Here is a 21,845-nt window from a genome sequence, read left to right as displayed (position 1 = left end):
TTCAATCAGATTTTCTTTTATTTTTCAGTGCTTATTTCGAGGCTCTACGCATGTCACTGTTACGCCGTTGGTTTGATCCAATCCGATCGAGTTGGTTTTACCAAAAGCCGATTCGTCAAGAGGTGTTATCTACGGAACAGGGACTGAGTATTTATCTGCGTTTAGATGATGTTTATAGTTATCTTGCTGTACAGCAACTGACCCAATTGGAAGATCTTTTAAGTGATGATTTAAAGCCACTTAAGGTGATTATTTCCAATACCGCAGCAGAACCCCCCAATGGCATGACTATAGAGGAATGGCGCAATTATAGTTTAGAAGACGCCAAAATCTTAGCCAATCAACATCGCTTTAGTTATGATGATGAAAAACCAGAACAACCAACTCAAGAAGCATTACAACAAGCGGAAACAATCCTTAGAAATACACCGCTGACCGGTCAAAATTTTCTTTATTTACTTGAAGATGTATTCCATATGCTGTGGCAACAGCAGTATGGCAAATTGCGCACTTTATTCGTGATGGCTAGTCAGCATCAAAAACCACAGAATTTTCCAGAACGTATTTTTGGTCAAAGCCCAATTTTAGAAAGCTATTTTGAATTTGGTGGACGTAAATATCATGCAGTGGATGATTTATTACGGCTGACTCGTCGCTTAAAACAACAAAAATTATTGATTGATAACCCTATTTTTCTGATCAATCACATTGAATGGCGTGAGCATTTGATGAGTGATGCGGAAGAGCTTGCTGAAATTCAGGCCATGCATCCTGAACTTGATTTATATATTGCCTTAGAAGACCCAATCAGTTGGTTATTATTGGCATATATCAAAGAAGAACTCGCAAATTATTATAATATTCAGTTGAACTTATTTCCGCTGAGTTATCACGGTCGGGACTTTTTTGATTGGAGTTTGGCAACCCGTCTTTCCAAGCGCTCAGAAGTGAAATTTACCCCGTTCTGTCGTCCGACTGCTGAAAGCACCTTAAATATGGCAAAGCTTTATTACAGCGTACCAGAAGAGCAACGTGTAGATGTGATGTATGACATTTTACAAGCGGTTTGGACCAAGGGGCGTGATTTATCATTCAAGCCGCATTTACAGCAAATGCAACATGATTTAGGGATTGAAAATCTAACAGATACAGATGTTGAAGCTTTATTAACAGCCAATGATCAGCAATGTGCAGAGAAGCATCAACCTGATTTTCCTGTTTTAGAATTGCGCATTGAAGGAAAGCGTTACGTTTTTAATAGCCTATATCGGGTTTGGATGATTGAAAGTATTTTTAGTAATGTGTTAGAACAGAAGTATAAAGCCGAGAATGAGTTGGAACGCGCTCAACATCATATAGAAGCACAGGATGCAGAAAAAACAGATGATTAAAAAAGAGAAATGTGAATCATTAGAACAAGTACGTGATCGAATCGATCAGTTGGATCAGGAACTGATTGAGCTGATTGCAACCCGCCAATTTTATGTTGATCAAGCTGTCCGATTTAAACGTAATGTAGACGACGTACAGTCTCCAGAGCGTGTACAACAAGTAATTAATAAAGTACGTCAGAAAGCCATAGATGTTGGTACCAACCCTGATTTGGTGGAAATGCTTTATCGGGAAATGATTCAGCACTTTATCCAAAGAGAATTAAAAGAAATCCGTCCATAATGGTGATGTGATTTCAATTTCACCATAAAAATATTTATTTTAGAGAACGGTATGAAAAAAATTATTTTAATCTGCATTACAACAATGTTGAGTCAGTATGCACTTGCAGAAAATTGGAAATTTATTGTCAAAGATGAGGATGGTAGTTTTTATCTAGACACCGATCGTATTGTGAAAAAAGACAAAACGGTAAATTATTGGGCTAAGTTTGTTGCTGATGCAGACAGTGAAGAACTGGATATGAAAAAAGGTGACTATACACTTTCTCATAATTTAGACCAATGTGCTGATCGTACGACAAATATCACTTTGGTTGAAGATTATAAAAAAAATGGTCAATTGATCAATAGCGATCCGCAAGATTCAGATCCAAGTGATATTGATGATGATGAAATTAATCTGGCATTTTTTAAAGTCGTGTGTAAATAGTTTCTAAACTGTTATTTATTTCAATACTTAAAGCATAATCAGCTTTAACGCAATTCAGTCTAAGCTGCTTAAAATCCCTTTTATATAAAAGGGATTTTTTTATTGATCATTGTTAATTTATGATCATCATACTATAGCCAAACCACCTAATTATTCATATAAATGATTTGCATCAAGTCATTGATCATAAATGAACTTATGTTCTTGTATCAACTCTTAGAAACTATTGGTTATCAATTCGTTTTTTGTACTTTTGAATCATAGATGGTTATCCTATCGTGGGGCGACATGGATGTCGCCGTTGGATGGAGGTACAGGACGTACCTCTCATCCAACAGAAGATTTTTGTTACTTTTCATCTCTGAAAAGTTAGGCATCGCCTACACAAACTTATTCAAACTTTCAAAGCAAAATGTGGCAATGAACGTTTTTTATAATCAAACAATTTATTTTCCCATATAATTGATTTAATTAAAGATATCAATTAAGAGAAATTATATTCTTGTGTATGCGTTTTTGACAAGTTGACTATATTTTGATTTAGGCATTTTCATTCTTGAATTAGCCCTTTATATGCCCCATTCCAATTCTGCATTTGTGATTTTATTGATGACAGATTGATATTCAAATTTTTTACATGCACACCATAATTGGATAAAATCTGAACCAAAATATTGTTTAAAGACTGTATGTTTTTCAAATAATTGCAGTGCTTCAAGCTGATGAGAGGGTAAGAAATGCTGTGAGTTGATCACTTTTACTTGTTGGATTGATTGAGGTAAATCCAGTGATGCATGTAAGCCATGCAGTACACCTGTCAGAATGGTTGCAACACACAAATAAGGGTTGACGTCTGCACCCGCAACACGATATTCCAAGCGTTGATTGTCCTGATCTGAACAAGGGATGCGAATCGCAACATTACGATTATTGAAGCCCCAATTGGCTTCTAGTGGAACATGATTGCCAAGTTGGAATCTGCGAAATGCGTTAATATTGGGTGCTAAAATAGCCATGGATGCGGGCATTAAGTCAAGTAAACCTGCAATCACTTTGTGCATGATGGGGTTTGGATTTTTTAACTGATCTATTTTAAAAAGATTGTCTTGCCATTGGTTGCGTATGCTCATATGAAAGTGCATGCCACTGCCTGCTTTAGCCATATTTGGTTTCGCCATAAAACTGGCTTTTAAACCATGTTGCATCGCAATTTGACGAATCATTCGTTTAATACTCATGATGTCATCACACAGTTTTAAAATGTTGTCACTGTGCTGAATATTCAATTCAAATTGTCCAGAAGCACTTTCAGCTACAACACCTGTTAAATCAATATTTTGTCGTTTTGCTTCTAATTCAATTTGTTGAATGACAGTTTGAAAATTATGCGGAGTATCGACATCGAAACATTGGGTTGAAAGCGGATCAGATTGGGGAGAAAACGGGGCATCTTGGATATTTTTAGACAAATAAAATTCGATTTCACCGGCCATCATTGGAAAATAGTGCATCTGATGCAGTGTCAATAAAATTCTTTTTAATATATTGCGAGGCTCAATCACACAATCTGAACCATCATCGGATTTCATGGTTAATAGCAGTTGGGCATGCTGATTGGGTTGATCTGCACAAGGCTTTAGACTGCCCAAGACGGGCATACATAAGCGATCGGGTTCACCAATATATTTCCCCAGCCCACTTTCTTCAACCACTTGACCATCCAAGCTCATCGCATAAATAGACAACGGAAAGTAACAGCCTTTCTGCAATTGGTGGAGGGCATTTACTTCAATACGCTTACCACGAAGATGACCATTGAGATCATGTAAGCAGATATCAATAAACTGGGTCTCTGGATAATCTTCTAAATATTGTTGAATTTCTTTGTTGAAATCATGCATGCCCTGATTTTCTAAGATCAGTGCTGTGGGGAATATTTTTGTAGAACTGGCAAGCGACATATTCATTGTGAATAGATCCAAATGAGGTAAAAAAATTATAGAAAGCTTGCTTACTTGAGTAACGTAAAATGATCGTAAATTCTTTTCTTAGACGCTTAACCAAAACACTCAACATCAAGCCTCAATTATTGCTTGAGGCTCTATCCTAAAAACAGTGATATTTCAAAGCAAAGCTTTGGCGTAGGATTGCCTCAGAATATTGAGGTAAAACGGACATGATGGGATTTGTAATTGGTGTATTTGCAATTGCAGGCATGATTAAAGGCACAATTGGTCTCGGCTTGCCTGCCGTTTCAATGGGACTTTTAAGCCTTGTGATTAGCCCATTCCAAGCCGCAACTTTATTGATCATTCCATCTATGGTGACCAACTTTTGGCAATTGTTTGCTGAAGGTCATGTATGGCGGTTGGTTCGCCGTTTTTATCCCTTATTATTGGGGATTATGATCGGTTCAATTTGGAGTGTTTTCCCAACTTTAGGGCACTCTAGTGGTGGTTTTCATAGTGAAGCATTACTGGGGGGAATGCTGGCATTGTATGGACTCTATGGTTTGTTTTCCAAACGTATGCCAAATCTTGCACCGCATGAAAAATGGCTTTCGCCAATCATTGGATATTTAGGCGGTGCTTTAACTGTTGCCACGGGAGTGGTGGTGATTCCTGTGGTCCCTTATTTACAATCTTTGCAGTTAAAGCGTGATGATTTGGTTCAATCTTTAGGTTTAGCATTTACCGTTTCAACACTGTGCCTTGCTGTTTTCTTACATCAAAATCCTGTTGAAGATACGCCAATTGATTATCAGTTATCTCTTATTGCTTTGGTGCCTGCATTAATAGGAATGTGGGTGGGAACAAAAATTCGTTATCGTATTCCAGAGCAAAAATTTCGTAAAGTTTTCTTCTGTGGCTTGGTGATTTTTGGCTTATATTCGGTATTGCATCAATTTGGTGTGATCTAATTCGTGGACTTAAATGGTCGTTTAATCACGCTTTCCGCAAATGTGAAGCTATGACCATATTGGGTAAACTGAAAAAATCAAAGCAGATGATAGCGATTTAGTTAGTTTTAAAAATCAATATCAGCGTGGTGCTTAAGTCTTTAAGCTAAAATCAGTTTCGATTTTTGTGAAATTAAGAATTGGGCAAAGTGTTGATACGCTGTTGGAAGTTCATCAAAATTTTGAGCAGCCAATTGTAGTTGGCGTTTTGCCCATTCTCCAACCAGCTCAATCTGATCAAATGCATAGAGTTGATTGAGTCGCATTGCTGCCCGTTTGGGCATAATGGCAATGCCGACACCACTTGCAACCACTTGAGCGATCGCAGCAAAATTTGGCAATCTTAAACGATACTGAATTGCACAATTGAGCAATTTGGCTTGGTTTTCAATCGACTGCTGTAGAGAGTGATATTGCATTAAACCCACAAAGGCATAGTTCAGAGTATCGACCAGTCTGAGCTCTGTTCGCTCGCTTAATTCATGATTTGATGGACAAATCAGCACTAACGGATCATCTGAAAAGGCTAAAGTTTGTAATTGATGTGCATTAAAAAAGCTCGAAATTAAGCCGATTTTTGCATTGCCTTTTTCAAGGGTCTGAATAATTTCATTACTTTCAGCTTCCTGTAGATCAATCTGAATATGGGGGTTTTCAACTAAATACTGAGGAAGTAATAAGGGCAGATATTCACTTTGTGCAGATGAATTACACCACAAAGTCATCTGTGTGCTTAGACCTTTTGCGAAGGGTGACATCGCTTGTTCAAGCTGTTTACTTTGTTGTATTAGACGTAAAGCCTGTTCTGCAAAAGTTTGACCTGCAATTGTGAGTTTGACCCCAGAGGCATGCCGGGTAAAAAGGCTTGTGGCATATTGTTGTTCGAGTTTTTTAATACGTTCACTGGCTGCCTGTAGTGAAATCGACGAGCGTTCTGCGCCTTTGGTGAGGCTTCCTGTGTCCACGATATTGATAAACAGTTGCAAATCGAAGAAGTCTAGGCGCATACGAATCATAAAGAGCTGAAATGAGATCAAAGTATAGCTGAATAATCATACAAATATGCGATATCGTGTAGATTGTTTCAGCGATGAGGAAGACGAGATTTAAATTGAAACAATGAAGGCTTGATCACGACGATATCGTACGATAGTCACTGGGTATTTAAAGTGCTTGTATTGGAAAATATATAGAGTTTGAAACAAAAGTAACTTGATTGATATTGATCATATGCCTGACTTGCCCAATTTGAGTTTACAACGCAAACCATTTATGAAATATCAAAACACCCTAGAAAAGATGAGAATTCTAAGCGAGCAAAAAAAGTGAAAACGATTGGTTTATTAGGTGGAATGAGTTGGGAATCTACAGACTTGTACTATCAACAACTGAATAAAAGCGTTCAACAAAAATTAGGAAAATTACACTCTGCAAAAATTGTTTTAATCAGTGTTGATTTCGCTGAGATAGAAATATTACAGCGTCAAGGTTTATGGGACGATGCAGCACTGTATTTAACAGAGAAGGCAATTCAGTTGGAGAAAGCAGGGGCAGAAGGGATTTTACTGTGTACCAATACCATGCATAAAGTTGCTTCTGCTATTGAAAGCTCGGTCTCAGTTCCATTTATTCATATCGCTGATGCAACAGCAAAAGAAGTTTTAAATCAGAACATTGGCAAAGTCGGTTTGTTAGGTACTCAATTTACCATGGAACAAGACTTCTATAAGCATCGGTTAGAAGAACAAGGCATCAATGTACTGGTGCCTAACCAAGCGCATCGACAGATGGTTCACAATATTATTTATGATGAATTGTGTTTAGGTGTGATCAAGGAAGAATCTCGTCAGAAATACATCCATATTGTTGAGCAGCTAATATTAGAGGGTGCTGAAGGCATTATTTTGGGATGTACAGAAATTTGTATGCTCATTGGAGACACTCAGTTTTCTGTTCCGCTGTTTGATACAACGTCGATCCATGTGCAAGCTGCTGTGGATTTTGCTTTGTCTTGACCTTTTTGAAGTGGGTATTTGTATCAATAAAAAAGCTCCCGAAGGAGCTTTAAATATTATATAAGCAAAGGCTTACATAATTTTCACACCTTGTTGACCCACAGGAGTAACTTTGAAGATTTCTACTTCAAAAGTGATATTTTTACCTGCGAGTGGATGGTTGAAATCCACTTCAGTGATATCTTCACCGACAGTTTTAACCACGCCAAATAGACTTTGTTTGGCTTTGTCTTCAAACTCAATCATGTGGCCTTCAACAGGACGTTGTTCGAATTTTACTGTATCGAATTTTTGCACATTTTCAGAATTCCACGGACCGAAAGCATCTTCTGGTGGAAGGCTAACAGTACGACGGTCACCTGCACGAAGACCAAATAAGGCTTTTTCAAAACCTGGCAATAAACTGCCATCCCCGATCACTAAGCTTACAGGCTCTTCACGGCTACGTGTGTTATCAATTTCAACACCACTTTCGATAGCAACAGAAAAATGCAGTTCTACTTTTGAGCCATCCGCAACACGCGTTTCGTCATTGGGGTTAATCATTTGTTCAGTCATTTTGCGCTTCCGCACGTTGAATACGATGCTTTTCTAAAAAGAAGGTATCAATTAACAATAAAATCGTACCGAGAGTGATCGCACTATCGGCAATGTTGAATGCAGGGAAACTACTGCCTTGGTAATGCAAATGAATAAAATCGACCACATAACCTAATGTCACACGATCAATTAAATTCCCCAATGCGCCGCCAAGAATCAATGCGATTGCAGCAGGTAAGATCAGCGTGGTTTTTGGCATACGCATAAGCCAAAAAATAAAGATGATCGATACAACGCCTGCAAGGCCTGTGAATAAATAATGCTGCCAACCACCCGCATCAGACAAGAAGCTAAATGCTGCGCCGTAATTATGCAGTAATGTCCAATTTAAGAAGGGCAGTACAGGTACAGGTTGAGCATAAGTCAGCTCTGCACTTGCAATATTTTTTGTCCATTGGTCAATGATAATGGCAAGGACAGAAAGTCCAAGCCACATCAAATTATGCGGATAAAACTGTAATAAGCCCTTTTTATTTTGCGGATTAGGCATATTTTCTCTCTTCACCTTGACCTGTAGGAAGGTTAATAATACAACGAGAACAAAGCCCTGGATGTGCATGATGTGTATTCACATCTGGAAGGACATGCCAGCAACGTGCACATTTTTCGCCTTCAGCAGCAGAAACTTTAACACGTAGGCCTTCAAGCTCTGTTGCTTCACCTTGCTCAGCGTAGTCATAAACAATTGCTTGAGAGGTGATCAAGACAAAACGAAGCTCATCGCCCAATTGCTTCAAGACGTTTTGTAGGTCTGTATTTGCCCAAAGTTCAACTTTAGCAGACAGGTTACTACCGACTAATTTCGCATTACGCGCTGTCTCAATCTGTTTATTAACCGCAGATTTGACTTCAATTAAGGTTTGCCAATCTGCTTCAGAGATCAAGTTGGTGCTTGATGCCACTGGAATATCATACCAATGCGCTGTAAATACATATTTTTCAGTTTGCTCTGGAATCAATGGCCACGCTTCTTGTGCTGTAAAGCTCAAGATAGGGCTCATCCAACGAACAAAGGCTTGAACCAAATGATACAACGCGGTTTGAGCAGAATGACGTGCTGTTGAATCAGCTTTAGTGGTGTATTGGCGGTCTTTGATGATGTCTAAATAGAAACCACCCAAATCATTGATACAGAAACTGGTCAAAGCATTGGTGACGACATGGAAGTTCATATCTTCATAAGCTTGTTGAATGGTTTTCTGTACATCTGCTGCACGTTGTAAGATGTATTGATCCAATGCAATCAATTGGTCTACAGGTAACGCATCTGTTGATGGTTTAAAGCCGTTCAAGTTTGCCAATAAGAAACGTAAAGTATTACGAATACGACGATAGCTGTCACTTACACGGCTAAAGATTTCGTTACTTGCGGCAATTTCATAACGATAATCGCTTGATGCAACATATAAACGTAAACCATCAGCACCTAACTGCTTGATGATGTCTTCAAGTGGGATAAAGTTACCCAATGATTTTGATAATTTACGACCTTTTTCATCCACGGTAAAACCATGCGTAAGCAGGGCTTTATAAGGTGCGCGTTTATGGATCGCAATCGACGTGAGCAATGAAGACTGGAACCAGCCACGATGTTGGTCAGAACCTTCAAGATATAAATCAGCTGGATCTTGCAGTTCTGCACGTTCACGCAATACTGCATAGTGCGTTGTACCTGAGTCAAACCATACATCGAGCGTGTCACGAACAGCATTGTACTGTTCAGCATCATCACCGATAAACGCTTTGGCTTCACGATTATACCAACCATCAATGCCTTCTTTTTCGATGAGCTTCGCCACATCTTCAATGAGCTCTGCGGTACGAGGGTGCAATTCATTGGTATCTTTATGTACAAAGAATGGAATCGGCACACCCCAAGTCCGTTGACGAGAGATACACCAGTCTGGGCGACCTTCAATCATTGATTTGATACGGTTTTTACCCCAATCAGGGACAAAGTCGATGTCATTTTCAATTGCATTTAAAGCATCTTGGCGTAACCCATTCGCATCCATGCTGATAAACCACTGTGGGGTTGCACGGAAGATGATTGGTGTTTTATGACGCCAGCAATGCGGGTAACTGTGCTTAATTGGCAGATGCGCCCAGAGTTTGCCAGCATCTGTTAATGCTTCAATAATTTTTGGATTGGCTTTATAAATGTGCTCGCCTGCAAAAAGAGGCGCAGTCGGTAAATATACACCATTACCACTTACAGGGTTTTCTACTTTTAAGTTATAGATTAAGCCAACTTTATAATCGTCCACACCATGTCCAGGTGCAGTATGCACAGCACCTGTACCACTGGTTGCGATGACATGTTCACCTAAAATTACAGGTACTTGACGATCTACAATCAATGGATGTTGTAATTGTAAGTTTTCGAGCGTCGCACCAACAAAGTCAGCCAATACTTTTGGTTGTTCAAGTTTGTAACGTTCACATGCAGATTCAACTAAATCTTTGGCTAAGATTAAGTTTTGTGTACCACGCTCAGACTGAACTTCCACCAATTGATAGGCAATATCTGCATGTAAGGCAACTGCTTGGTTCGCGGGTAATGTCCACGGTGTCGTTGTCCAAATCACGATATCTGTTGGATTACTAACGCTGACACCAACTTTTGCAGACAAATCAGCAAGATCTACAACACCGAAACCCACATCAATTGCATCAGATTTTTTATCTTCATATTCCACTTCTGCTTCAGCAAGTGATGATCCACAATCCATACACCAGTTCACTGGTTTTAGACCAGGTTCGATATGGCCTGCTTTGGCAATTTCACCGAGCGCGCGAACAATATCTGCTTCTTGTTTGAAGTTCATGGTGAGATATGGATTATCCCAATCTCCAAACACGCCCATACGAACAAAGTCTTTTTTCTGTAATTCGACTTGAGTATATGCATATTCACGGCAGGCTTTACGGAAAGTCGATGCGTCAACTTTTACGCCAACTTTACCGATTTTTTCTTCGACTTTGAGTTCGATTGGTAGACCATGACAGTCCCAACCTGGAACATAAGGTGCGTCAAAATCATCTAAAGTGCGACTTTTAACAATAATGTCTTTTAAAACTTTATTGACGACATGACCTAAATGCAATGAACCATTTGCATATGGAGGACCGTCATGCAGAATATATTTTTTCTTGCCAATACGCGAAGCACGAATCTGCTGATAAATGTTGTCGGCATACCACTCTTCTAACCATTTTGCTTCACGTACTGCGAGATTTGCTTTCATTGCAAATTCAGTACCTGGTAGGTTTAGCGTGGCTTTATAATCCACTGCATTTTCAGAAGTTTGCTTATCGCTCATGCAAGTTGTCATCCAATATTATCAGCACCATTGCTGACGCGTTTTACAATAAAAGTTTAAGTTAAAAAGGAAATTTGGGGGTGTTTTTGCGAAACTCAAGCAAACGCTCGACATCATCATCAATTCCCGCCTGAAGCGCTTCAAGTGATGGGTAATTTAATTCACCATGTAAATAGTCGAGGAAAGTGACCCGCATTAACAGACCATACAGATTAGCAGAAACATTTGGAAAATGTACTTCTAATCGCCATTCTGGATGTTCTTGTTTGATTGCAGGGCGTGTTCCCACATGGCCCGCACCAAATAACGCATCTGTTTGATAACCAGCAACACCGATTTTATCGGGGTTCTCAGCTTTGACTTTCTGTGTCAATGAGGTGCTTTCGCAAATAACATCGACGGCATAAATACCACTTAAACAGGGTTTATGACGGCCAAGTCGAACATTGATGGTTGGAAAATTCAAAGTACGACCAATTTGATCACCATATTGCACACGACCAATCATGCTGTATGGACGACCCAATAATTTTGCTGCAAGTGATAAGTCACCCGCTTGGAGAACTTGGCGAATACGGGTTGAACTGACACGTTCACCATTAAATTCAATGGTATTGAGATTGGTGACATCAAAACCATATTGTTTTAAAAATTCACTATTGCCTTGACGGTCTTTACCGAAGTGAAAATCATCACCTAAGATCAAACTTTGCGCATTGAGTTTGTTTTTTAACAGGCTTGCAAAGTTTTCTGCACTTAAGCTACGGAATTGATTATCAAATTTAGCGATAGCAATATAATCGACACCCAATTCAGATAAATATTCTACTTTTTCTCTGAGTGATGAAATCCGTGGTGGTGCTTCATAACCTTTGAAAAACTCTAAAGGTTGCGGCTCAAAAATCATCACCAAGGTTTTTAAATTTTGGGCTTTAGCCACTTCTTTGAGTTGAGAAACCATCGCCTGATGTCCCAAATGGACACCATCAAAATTGCCAATCGTCACAGCGGTTTGGGGCAATTGAAAATTTGGTGCTAAGGCATTTAGACGTAACAGCTGCATGGTTTCAAAATAAGCTTAAAATTTGAAAGGACTATATATTGCCATAATCTCACAGTTTCGTCTTTGTTGTTGTGTTTTTATCCAGAAAAAAATGACTGAGAATACTTTTATATCAGTAAAATTGATTCATTTTATGAAATTAAATCAATTTTATTTATTAAAAGATGCTTTTATAATCAATTTATCTGCTGAAATGAGGATGAAGCGATGAAAAAGCCATTTTACCAACTTGAACAAACAGGTGATGTGATTCGACAGTTTACGCCAAACTGGTTCACCATGACCATGGGAACAGGGGTTGTTGCACTGATCTTGCCTGAGTTTCCGTTTGCATCTGATTTTTTATGGCAGCTGGCAACTATTTTATGGCAGTTCAACACACTACTGTTTACTGTATTTATCATACTGTATGTTCTACGCTGGCTCATCTATCCTCAAGAAGCGAAGCAGATTTTTTCCCATCCAGCAATGGCACTCTTTTTAGGTGCAATTCCAATGGGGTTGGCAACGGTATTAAATGGCTTTTTAAAATATGGCATAGCCATTTATGGTGATGTTGCGTTCCAAATTGCGCAGTTGTTGTGGTATGTCGATGTGGTTTTAGCAGTGGGTATCGGGGTGCTAGTACCGTTTTGTATGTTCCATAAACAAGATCATCAATTGCATACAATGACTGCAATGTGGTTATTGCCAATTGTGGCCTGTGAAGTTGCAGCAACATCAGGCGGCTTACTTTTAGCGCATATGCATGCTAGTCAACAGGCAGTGGCTATTTTATTCGCCAGTTATATGCTGTGGGGGATGTCTGTATTGCCTGCTTTTGGGATTCTCACCATTCTGATGTTACGTTTGGCTGTACATCAATTGCCGAGCAAAGAGTTGGCAATTACGAGTTGGTTAGCTTTAGGGCCAATTGGTACAGGTGCATTGGCACTCTTGGTTCTAGGTGCTCAGGCTCCTCAAGTTTTGGCATTGATTCAGTTAGAAAATTTGGGTGTGTTCTTTCAAAATGCGGGGATTGTGGCAAGTTTTATTTTGCTTGGCTTTGGTGTGTGGTGGGTTGCAATCGCAGTTCTAACCACACTCAAACATGCGGCAACCGAGCTACCATTTAATCTCGGTTGGTGGGGGCTAACTTTCCCACTGGGTGTATTTACCTTGGCAATATTGAGTTTAGGTCACCAATTACATCTCAGTTTTATTGTAGATACAGGCTTAGCATTTGCTGCAATTTTGATGATGTTGTGGGTGATGGTGATGAGCAAAACTTTGCGGGGAATGTATCAAGGGAATTTGTTTTTTTCTCCTTGTTTAAAAACTTTTTTAGAACGTGAATAAACAGAAAACCTTGTTGGTCAGTCTATAAAATAATTATTAAGAACCAATGATAAAATCGGCCAAGCCCAATTGTCTATTGATTACAGTTGGGCTTTTTTAATATTGAAATACAAAATAAATATCATATAAGCAGTATGATGTTGGTTTGAGAAAATTTAAAAATGGATGAATGTTGCAATCAATGAGGATTCAAAAAGCATTTCAGCCCGTGCTAGAAGAGGTGATTAACGCTTTTAGTCGCAGCTTTGCCGAAGATTTACATAGTATCTATGTTTATGGCAGTGTCGCTCAAGGCATTGCAATTATCGGTCAGTCAGATTTAGACCTTTGTGTTATTTTTAAAAATAAACCTAAAAATTTAAATGAAAAGATTGCTGAAATAAGCACAAATCTTAAGGTTTTACACCCATTTCTACCTAAAGTTGATGTCGATATTGGTTTTCTAGACGAGGTTTTAAATAAGCATTCCCTACAAAGTTGGGGAGCATGGATCAAATTCTTTTGTCAGCATATTTATGGAGAAGATTTATCTGCGCTCTTTAACGATGTTCAGATTGATCGAGATGTAATTAAGGCGATAAATAGTGGTTATGATGCAGATATACAAGGGTATTTACGCATATTAGAGGCATCTGATCAAACAGCAAAAGAATTAATCAACCTTAAAAAATCTTTAATTAAACGGATAATACGACTGCTCCCTTTGACATTGAACAATATAGAAGGATGGCCAGGCAATTTAAACGATACTGTGGCACAAGCGATAGATGTATATCCTGAACAAAAAGCAGCGTTTCAATACTTGTTAAAAGAACTTGATCATCCAAATGTAGCGAGTAAGACCTCGCTCCAAGAAATAAAAAACGTTTATTTGTGGGTAGATGCTCACATTATATAAAATAAAAAAAAGCAGCCTTTTGGCTGCTTAAAATAGGTTCAATTTATAATTATGATTTATCTTTTAAGCTAAAGAACCAGTTCAGAATCAATGCTGCAAACGTTGCAGTACCAATACCACCCAAGTTGAAATCACCAAATTGAAGGGCAAAGTCACCTGTTCCTAAAATGATTGTTACTGCGGCAACCATCAAGTTTTTATTTTGAGAAAAATCGACTTTATTTTCAATCCAAATCTTCGCACCTGCAATGGTAATTAAACCAAAGACCACGATTGAAGCACCTGTTAAAATCGCCGTTGGAATGGTATGAATAACTGCGCCAAATTTAGGTGAAAACCCTAAGAAAATTGCAAAAATACCCGCAATAACAAAAACAATCGTAGAATAAACACGGGTAACGGCCATTACACCAATATTCTCACCATAGGTGGTCATACCCGGTGCACCGACACCACCAGAAAGCGTGGTTGCAATACCATCTGCAACAAAAGCTTTACCAATTTGTGGATCTAGGTTTTCGCCAGTCATGGCACTGACTGCTTTGATATGACCCAAGTTTTCTGCCACCAGAATTAAAGCAATCGGCGCAATAATTAACATTGCATTGAGATCAAAAACAGGTGAATGGAAAGTAGGTGTACCAAACCATGCGGCTTGTTGAATAGGTGTGAAATTAATCGGTGTTCCATTTCCCATTACATTTGCAACAATGAAATAGATCAAATAAGCCAATAACAACCCAACCAAGAGCAATAAGCGTTGTAATAGCCCTTTCGTGAATACAGCAATTGAACCCATACAAAGTACAGTGACCAAGGCCATCCACATATTAAAGTCATTGCCAGCGACACCTTTCACCGTAACAGGCGCAAGGTTTAAACCAATAATCATGACCACTGCACCAGTCACCACTGGTGGCATGAGTTTTTCAATCCATTTGGTCCCCGTTGCCATGACGAGCAAGCCGAACATTGCATACAACACACCACATGCCATGATCCCGCCAGCTGCAACAGCTAAATTTGCATTTGGCGTACCTGTACCTGATGCAGCATAGCCAGTTGCAGCAATCACCACCCCAATAAAGGCAAAGCTTGAACCTAGGTAACTTGGAACACGACCACCCGTAACAATAAAGAATAAGATGGTACAAATCCCTGACATTAAAATGGCAAGGTTTGGGTCAAAGCCCATTAAAAAGGGTGCGAGTACAGTTGCACCAAACATGGCAAATGCGTGTTGAATCCCTAAAACGACACTTTGCGCAGGAGGTAAATACTCATTGGTACCGACAGGTCTTGCATCAATGCTGCCAGAATAAGGACGCCATTTGGGAAACCAGTTGGACATAAATTGAGCACTCAAAAAACAAATTGGACACATCATACGCTTTCTTTTCGAGAGTTTTAATCATTTTAGTCAAACTAAGCACTTGCATTTATTAGGGAAAATTGATGTTTTGTACCATTTGGTCAAATAATTAAATAATGTTAGTGCGTAAAATCAAAGTATTAAAAAAAATAGATATAAAAAAGAAGAATAATTCAGGATTTTGTAACTGCTTAAATTTTTTCCATTCAAATTGAGATTTTTTTGCAATTGTTGATGAATTAGGCATTTTATTTGTGTGAAGTTGCTTCTAAATTAACATTAGTCAGTGTCAGCATAATTAAGTAATATTATTAATAGTTTGATCTTAATCATCCTTAACATTGATTTAATGTGTTTTTATTCATTTTTTTCCGATATAAAATGAAATCTTCTTTTAGGCCTTGTTGTACCTCTTTACCATTTAAATAATCGCTATATTTGATTTTTTTAGATTTTATCTTTGCATCATCATCTAAAAAAATGGAAAAAAAACTTTGTTTTGAACTACGCAACATTATTCTTTTTTTAAAATATATTACATCCTCGTACCCACCAAAGTTAGATTCATTATCTAATCTAGAAACAATAATACATTCTCCACCATCTGCTTTATAAAAATTAGCATATTTAGTAAGTACCACTCCATTTTCATATATAGCGGGTATTGTGATTGACTGTAATAATTTATAAGTTTTTGCTATTTCTTCACCAGTATAGAGTTTTTGTTTTGCCTCAACATTTGTGCTTATAAGAAAGAAAACTATAGTTAAAAGTCTAAAAAATATATGCAAGAGTGTCTCCTTTTAAAAAATTAAATTCTTATAATTACTCACACCCAGTTTTAACAGCTGTGGTTTCAAGTTACGCCATGTTTTTCCATTGGGATGTAATTCAAAATGTGGGTAATCTGGCCCGTTTTTTGTTTTAAATCGACCTCCCCATACTAAGCCTAATTGCTCCCCAATTAAACCTAATGCCTTACTATCAGCTATAGACTGTTTGCCGTCTGAAAGATAAGTGATTTTACTATCTCTCACGGATACAATATCTATAGCTAAACCATATTGATGATAGCTTTGTAATGGCCCTGCATTTGTTACACCTCCAGACAAAGAACCTTGAGCAGCAGGGCTTCTGTATCCATCTGTAATAACCCAAGTGATGCCAAGCTGTTCATATGCTGTATTTATCAATTCAATAACATAGGGTTGGTAGGTAGCATGTAACTCAGCAATTCGCGCTAAAGTCCTTTTATAATGCTTTTCTCCTCCACATGCCTCTGGTAATAAGCCACTAGTATTGACAGGATCAGATGCTTCCACTTCAGCCACAGGAGATTCTTCTTTGTTTTGAGAAGCATTCTGTTTTACTTTTGGTGGCGTGGACTTCTTATCTTTCTTGCTCTCAATTTTAGCTTTTGCTTGAGTGAGTCCTACTTTACGCTCATAAACTTTTAACTTTTGGTTCTCACGGAGATGATTATCGCTTAGCCCATTAAGCTTTTTAATTTCATCGACCGTATTAGCTGTAAGCTTTGCAATTAAAGTTAATGTATCTTTATACTGAACTACAATGATCGTGGTTTTTTCTTGCTGACGAGGCTTTGTTTCTACTGGCTTAGTTTTATTTTCAGGAGTTGCTGTTTTTTTGACAGGGATTTTTAGCACTTGCCCAGGATGAATATCTGTATCACTTTTTAAATTATTTATTTTGATCAATTCTGATGTCGTTGTTTGATTATCATTCGCTATTCGAGATAAATAATCACCTTCAGCCACAATATAGGTTGATCTTAGATAAGTACCAGTTGCCACATCCTTTGTAGAAAGATTCACGCCTTTCAGTAAAACTTTTGGGCTACGAACAATAAAAATTGTTTTTTCTCCAACCAGCTGTATTTTGACTTTAGATTGATATTCCCCAGATGTACTACTCCTGATCCTCACATCAATCATCGTGCCTATAGGTCGCTTAAACCAAACAGATTCACCACTGGCAGGAGTAACATGATCAGATATAAGAGAAGACCCCACCCAAAGTTGATGGACTAATCCTTGAATAGGTTGTTCTAATGCATCAAGAAATTTAATATTTGCTAAGTAATCCATTATTAAACCTCTTGATCATGCTGGTCATGTGAACGGCATAGGTATTCAAACGCGTCCTCATCGTCAAGACCATCATCTACAGACACGGTCCAATCTTCTTCTGTACCAATGAGAATATCGTAGTCATCATTATGGTCCGAGCTTAGTCTTTGAGTTCGTCCATGCTGATCCAGTGTCCCTGAAACATAGGTGTTATTTTTATTATTGATGAGTTTATATTTCACATTAGAAAAATCAGTCTGGTAAAAAAGATCATAAAAATCCCATTTATTACTAAATAGAGTCTCTTCTTTTAAGATAGGAAGTGTTGGAATTTCAGCTTTAACACGACTTCCCGTTTTAAACTGATGTTGCCCGGCAAAAACTTTAAAATCATTTGGTGTTTTAATTGTTATGCCATTTTTTGAAATGATGATTTGTGAACCACCAGCCATGACTATACCATTTATTAGTTTGTTGATATTATATGTTTAGCATATCTTACAAAAATGAACAATATGACTTTTATCATTGCTATACAACTTGAGGATGGTGTAGTGGTTGCTGTAGATAACAAAAACATTCAATTAAAAGATAAAAATATCAATGATTTTGAGGAATATGACGATGTAAAGTTGTATGGGTGGGATGGTGGTGTTATCACGGGAACAGGTGAAATGTATGTCATTGATAAAGCAATAAGACTTTTTATTAATAATGCTGATTCTGATCTTAAAAAATTACCAGAATGTTTAAATATATCCAGACAAATTCGTGAAATGGAGGTTGGTCAGCATGAGCAAATCCAATCATCCAAATTGCTCTATTCAAGCTTTAGTGATTCAGGTGCAAAAATTTTTGCTGTTGAATGTGATGAAACAGGCGTTTATCGAACTCGTGAATTTCAAAATAACGATGTAATCGTTTGGTTTTTTAACCAAAATATTCAGGAAATAACGCAAGATTTAAACAACTTGTATAGCAAAGCACGAAGTTATAGTTCTTTTGAGCAACAAGCAGATGGGTTTAATTATTATCTTCATCCTATTGCAGAAATTTTCTATAAACAAAGTCAAGTCGATACTTGGATGAGTAGCAGTTTTAATATTTGCTTCCAAACAAGAAACCAATGCTTTTCTGCCTATATCCATAATCAAAGAAATGACTTTATCGAGGGTCACTAAGTTGAAGGGGTACCTATGTACCCCTTCAAAGAAACTTGAACTTAACCCGTATTACGTAAACCTGCCGCAATACCAGCAATACTGACCATCAGTGCATGATCTACAGGGGTATGTTCTGCCTGACATTCAGCCAAGTATGCACGACGACGTTTCATCAATTCGGCTTGTAATAAATGCAAGGGTAATAAATACGGCTTACGTACTTTCATGGCTTGATCAAGCACATCATTGGAACTTAACAGCTGCGATTCACCTTTCATCGCCAACAGGGTTTGTACTGCATCATGCAAGCGTTGACGTAATTCAGCACCAAGTACTTTTAAGTCTTCATCATCGGTAAGATGAGATTCATAATACAGTGCAATATTTGAGTCGGCTTTAGAGAGGACCATTTCCAACATATCAATTAAGGTTTGGAAATAAGGCCATTCCTTTAACATTTCATCCAATACCGCTTTTTGACCTTGATCAATCACTTGGTTGATCGCTGCGCCAGTACCCAGCCAAGCAGGCAGCATTAAACGAATTTGGGTCCAGGCAAAAACCCAAGGAATGGCTCGTAAAGATTCGATTCCACCACTGACTTTACGCTTCGCAGGGCGTGAACCAAGCGGCAACATTTGTAACTCAAGCTCAGGGGTGACGGTGCGTAAATATTTAACAAAATGAGGATTTTCACGCACAGTCTGACGATATACCTGAACAGATAAATCCGTCATGCTGTGCATCAAATCTCGCCATGCTTGTTTTGGCACAGGTGGTGGTAATAATGTCGCTTCTAAGGTTGCAGCAGCATAAATTTCCAAATTTTGTAAGGCAATTTCTTCTAGACCAAATTTAAAGCGAATCATTTCACCTTGTTCAGTTACACGGATTGCGCCTGAAATTGAGCCAGGTGGTTGAGAAAATAATGCTTGTTGGGTTGGTGCACCACCACGACTGATTGAACCACCACGACCATGAAACAAGGTCAGTTGAACACCATGTTGTTTGGCAATTGCAGTCAGTTCTTCTTGCGCACGATACTGGGCCCAGTTTGCGGACATAAAGCCAGCATCTTTGGCAGAATCCGAATAGCCAATCATGACTTCGTGCTTAGCTTGGATATGCTGTTTATACCAGTGCATATTGAACAGGGTACTCATGGTACTTGCAGCACCATCCAAGTCTTTCAAGGTTTCAAATAAAGGAACAACGCGTAATGGATGTTCAATTCCCGCTTCTTTTTGCAGTAACAATACCGCCAAAACATCACTTGGATATTCCGCCATTGAAATGATATAAGCACCTAAGCTTTCTTTGGGTTGTTCAGCCAAAGTACGCATGGTTGCAAAGACTTCTTGAACATCAGGGTTTTCAATCAGACTACCTGAAGGCTCATTTAAATGTTTAGGCAATAATGGGCGTTTGCTTTGTAATTCTTGCAATAAGAAGTTCTGACGCGCTTGTTCTGTCCATGTCTCAAAATTACCCAAACCGAGATATTCGGTAATTGCTGAGATGGCTTGACGATGACGGCCTGACTCTTGGCGAATATCCAGTTTAAGCAACTCAATACCAAAACAATTTACTCGATAGATAAAGTCGAGCAATTTACCATTGGCAATCTCAGGTAAATTACATGCCATTAGTGAACGATAGCAAAGTAATAACGGTTGTAATAATTCATCTTTATGGCGAATGATTAAACTGCGATCGACATCTGAATGCTGACCACGTAATTTATCTGCCAACCATTGACGGGTTGCTTTGAGGCGTTCACGGGTCGCACGCAAATATTCGCGGTAAGGTTCAGGATGGCTATAACCCAAAGCTTGAAGTAGCTCATTGGAATAGGCTTCAATCGAGAGTTCCCAACGAAGATCTTCAATATCACGCACATAAAGGTCAGCCGCTTTCCAGCGTGACAACCACAAAACTTCTTGAGTAATGTTATGGGTGACGTTCGGATTACCATCACGGTCACCCCCCATCCAAGATGCAAAACGAATTGGAGAAATATCCAAAGGCAAAGCTTTTGCACAATTGTCCTGAACGAGGTCATCCAATTCACGGATGAATTTTGGAACCGCATTCCACAAAGTCTGTTCAATCGTGGTAAAGCCCCATTTTGCTTCATCTATCGGGGTTGGGCGATGCTGACGGATTTCGTCAGTTTGCCATGCAGAACAGATCAGTTGTTTTAAATCGGTTAACACATCTGCACGTTGCTTAGGTGTCAGTTTTTGCTGATCAAAAGTAGACAGGCAATGATTAATGCCATCATATTTTTGGATTAAAGTACGACGACTGACTTCGGTTGGATGCGCTGTGAGAACCAATTCAATTTTTAATTCACAAATTTGTTTATAGAGCGTTTCTGCTGAAATTTGCTGATCTTTGAATTTGCTAAATAAATGATCCAGCACATTGGGTGATGGTGAGTTTTCATCGCACTCACTTTGTCGACGACTACGCACAACGTGATATTGTTCAGCAATATTGGCAAAATTTAGAAAGTGTGAAAAGGCGCGGGTGAGTGGCAGAATTTCATCATCTTTTAAATTTAAAAATAATTGTTCAAGTTGTTTTTCTGCTTCAATTTGACCATCTCGAGCGCCTTTACCTAAAGCCCGAATTTGTTCAATTTGATTAAACAAATCTTGTCCTGCATGTTCCTTTAGCGTTTCGCCTAAAAGGTTTCCGAGTAAGCGTACATCTTCACGCAGCGGAGCATCAATTTGTTGAACCATTTGTTACTCTCCAGTTCTTGTTATCTCGAATATAACGTGATTCCACCACAATCCAAGAGACTCCCTACAAAAGTATGTAAATGACTGTGCAAGAAGTCGACTTTGGCTTAATTTTAATTTGGATATTTAGCTTTAGTTTTTGCCCTTTTGATATCAACAAGCCTATGCGAT

The 21,845-nt window shown here is 38.5% G+C and carries 19 protein-coding genes; 8 read left to right on the top strand and 11 right to left on the bottom strand.

The features are described 5' to 3' along the window. Nucleotides 1-50: 50 nt before the first annotated feature. From F981_RS04655 to F981_RS04645, 3 genes are read left to right on the top strand one after another with little or no spacing between them, the layout of a single operon-like run. Nucleotides 51-1,391: a hypothetical protein gene (locus F981_RS04655; protein ID WP_004718883.1), complete on the top strand. Its 1,341-nt coding sequence runs from the start codon at nucleotides 51-53 to the stop codon at nucleotides 1,389-1,391. Further along, complete coding sequence (locus F981_RS04650) at nucleotides 1,384-1,674, top strand: chorismate mutase (protein ID WP_016539541.1); 291 nt, start codon at nucleotides 1,384-1,386, stop codon at nucleotides 1,672-1,674. The genes F981_RS04655 and F981_RS04650 overlap by 8 nt, the downstream gene beginning before the upstream one ends. Before the next feature lie 51 nt (nucleotides 1,675-1,725). Then, complete coding sequence (locus tag F981_RS04645; protein ID WP_004718881.1) at nucleotides 1,726-2,103, top strand: surface-adhesin E family protein; 378 nt, start codon at nucleotides 1,726-1,728, stop codon at nucleotides 2,101-2,103. Between the two features lie 569 nt (nucleotides 2,104-2,672). On the opposite strand, the gene F981_RS04640 is transcribed toward F981_RS04645, so the two are convergent. Next, entirely contained in the window at nucleotides 2,673-4,070 is a 1,398-nt protein-coding gene (locus F981_RS04640) for a glutamine synthetase family protein (RefSeq protein ID WP_004718880.1), read from the bottom strand. A gap of 209 nt (nucleotides 4,071-4,279) precedes the next feature. On the opposite strand from F981_RS04640, the gene F981_RS04635 reads away from it, so the two are divergent. Beyond that, the gene (locus tag F981_RS04635; protein ID WP_004718879.1) at nucleotides 4,280-5,023 is read left to right on the top strand and encodes a sulfite exporter TauE/SafE family protein; all 744 of its coding nucleotides are present in this window, start codon (nucleotides 4,280-4,282) and stop codon (nucleotides 5,021-5,023) included. Between the two features lie 140 nt (nucleotides 5,024-5,163). Here the strand turns inward: F981_RS04635 and F981_RS04630 are convergent, their stop codons facing one another. Then, nucleotides 5,164-6,069 (bottom strand): LysR family transcriptional regulator, encoded by a 906-nt coding sequence (locus F981_RS04630; protein WP_016539542.1) that lies wholly within the window; start codon nucleotides 6,067-6,069, stop codon nucleotides 5,164-5,166. Between the two features lie 318 nt (nucleotides 6,070-6,387). Here F981_RS04630 and F981_RS04625 point away from each other — a divergent pair, with 318 nt between their 5' ends. After that, nucleotides 6,388-7,077 (top strand): aspartate/glutamate racemase family protein, encoded by a 690-nt coding sequence (locus F981_RS04625; RefSeq protein WP_004718876.1) that lies wholly within the window; start codon nucleotides 6,388-6,390, stop codon nucleotides 7,075-7,077. A gap of 72 nt (nucleotides 7,078-7,149) precedes the next feature. Here the strand turns inward: F981_RS04625 and F981_RS04620 are convergent, their stop codons facing one another. The 4 genes from F981_RS04620 to ribF all read right to left on the bottom strand — a co-directional run bounded on the left by F981_RS04620 (nucleotide 7,150) and on the right by ribF (nucleotide 12,063). Continuing rightward, the gene (locus F981_RS04620) at nucleotides 7,150-7,635 is read right to left on the bottom strand and encodes an FKBP-type peptidyl-prolyl cis-trans isomerase (RefSeq protein WP_004718875.1); all 486 of its coding nucleotides are present in this window, start codon (nucleotides 7,633-7,635) and stop codon (nucleotides 7,150-7,152) included. Continuing rightward, a complete protein-coding gene (lspA, locus tag F981_RS04615) occupies nucleotides 7,628-8,167 on the bottom strand; it encodes a signal peptidase II (RefSeq protein ID WP_004718873.1) in 540 nt (179 codons plus the stop codon). The genes F981_RS04620 and lspA overlap by 8 nt, the downstream gene beginning before the upstream one ends. Then, on the bottom strand, nucleotides 8,160-11,000 hold the full coding sequence (gene ileS / locus F981_RS04610; protein WP_004718871.1) for an isoleucine--tRNA ligase: 2,841 nt from the start codon (nucleotides 10,998-11,000) through the stop codon (nucleotides 8,160-8,162). Before ileS ends, lspA begins: the two co-directional genes overlap by 8 nt. A 61-nt stretch (nucleotides 11,001-11,061) precedes the next feature. After that, on the bottom strand, nucleotides 11,062-12,063 hold the full coding sequence (gene ribF / locus F981_RS04605) for a riboflavin biosynthesis protein RibF (RefSeq protein ID WP_004718869.1): 1,002 nt from the start codon (nucleotides 12,061-12,063) through the stop codon (nucleotides 11,062-11,064). Between the two features lie 207 nt (nucleotides 12,064-12,270). On the opposite strand from ribF, the gene F981_RS04600 reads away from it, so the two are divergent. Beyond that, complete coding sequence (locus F981_RS04600) at nucleotides 12,271-13,401, top strand: TDT family transporter (RefSeq protein ID WP_004718867.1); 1,131 nt, start codon at nucleotides 12,271-12,273, stop codon at nucleotides 13,399-13,401. Nucleotides 13,402-13,582: 181 nt separating this feature from the next. Beyond that, complete coding sequence (locus F981_RS04595) at nucleotides 13,583-14,299, top strand: nucleotidyltransferase domain-containing protein (protein ID WP_004718864.1); 717 nt, start codon at nucleotides 13,583-13,585, stop codon at nucleotides 14,297-14,299. Nucleotides 14,300-14,348: 49 nt separating this feature from the next. Here F981_RS04595 and F981_RS04590 read toward each other — a convergent pair whose 3' ends face one another. The 4 genes from F981_RS04590 to F981_RS04575 form a co-directional block, all read right to left on the bottom strand. Beyond that, nucleotides 14,349-15,650, bottom strand: coding sequence for a solute carrier family 23 protein (locus tag F981_RS04590; RefSeq protein ID WP_004718863.1), 1,302 nt, complete (start codon nucleotides 15,648-15,650; stop codon nucleotides 14,349-14,351). A 356-nt stretch (nucleotides 15,651-16,006) separates the two neighbouring features. After that, nucleotides 16,007-16,462 (bottom strand): hypothetical protein, encoded by a 456-nt coding sequence (locus tag F981_RS23660; RefSeq protein WP_004718861.1) that lies wholly within the window; start codon nucleotides 16,460-16,462, stop codon nucleotides 16,007-16,009. Nucleotides 16,463-16,474: 12 nt separating this feature from the next. Beyond that, nucleotides 16,475-17,779, bottom strand: a complete 1,305-nt coding sequence (locus F981_RS04580) for a LysM peptidoglycan-binding domain-containing protein (RefSeq protein WP_004718860.1) — start codon at nucleotides 17,777-17,779, stop codon at nucleotides 16,475-16,477. Nucleotides 17,780-17,781: 2 nt separating this feature from the next. Beyond that, complete coding sequence (locus F981_RS04575; RefSeq protein ID WP_004718858.1) at nucleotides 17,782-18,213, bottom strand: hypothetical protein; 432 nt, start codon at nucleotides 18,211-18,213, stop codon at nucleotides 17,782-17,784. 63 nt (nucleotides 18,214-18,276) lie between these two features. On the opposite strand from F981_RS04575, the gene F981_RS04570 reads away from it, so the two are divergent. Then, nucleotides 18,277-18,942 carry a hypothetical protein gene (locus F981_RS04570; protein ID WP_016539548.1) on the top strand — a complete coding sequence of 222 codons (666 nt, stop codon included), beginning with the start codon at nucleotides 18,277-18,279 and terminating at the stop codon, nucleotides 18,940-18,942. A gap of 41 nt (nucleotides 18,943-18,983) precedes the next feature. Here the strand turns inward: F981_RS04570 and ppc are convergent, their stop codons facing one another. Continuing rightward, on the bottom strand, nucleotides 18,984-21,674 hold the full coding sequence (gene ppc, locus F981_RS04565; RefSeq protein ID WP_004718854.1) for a phosphoenolpyruvate carboxylase: 2,691 nt from the start codon (nucleotides 21,672-21,674) through the stop codon (nucleotides 18,984-18,986). Nucleotides 21,675-21,845: the final 171 nt, after the last annotated feature.

The sequence above is a fragment of the Acinetobacter guillouiae CIP 63.46 genome (assembly GCF_000368145.1).
GTDB lineage: Bacteria > Pseudomonadota > Gammaproteobacteria > Pseudomonadales > Moraxellaceae > Acinetobacter > Acinetobacter guillouiae.
This window is presented reverse-complemented; position numbering and strand designations above follow the sequence as displayed.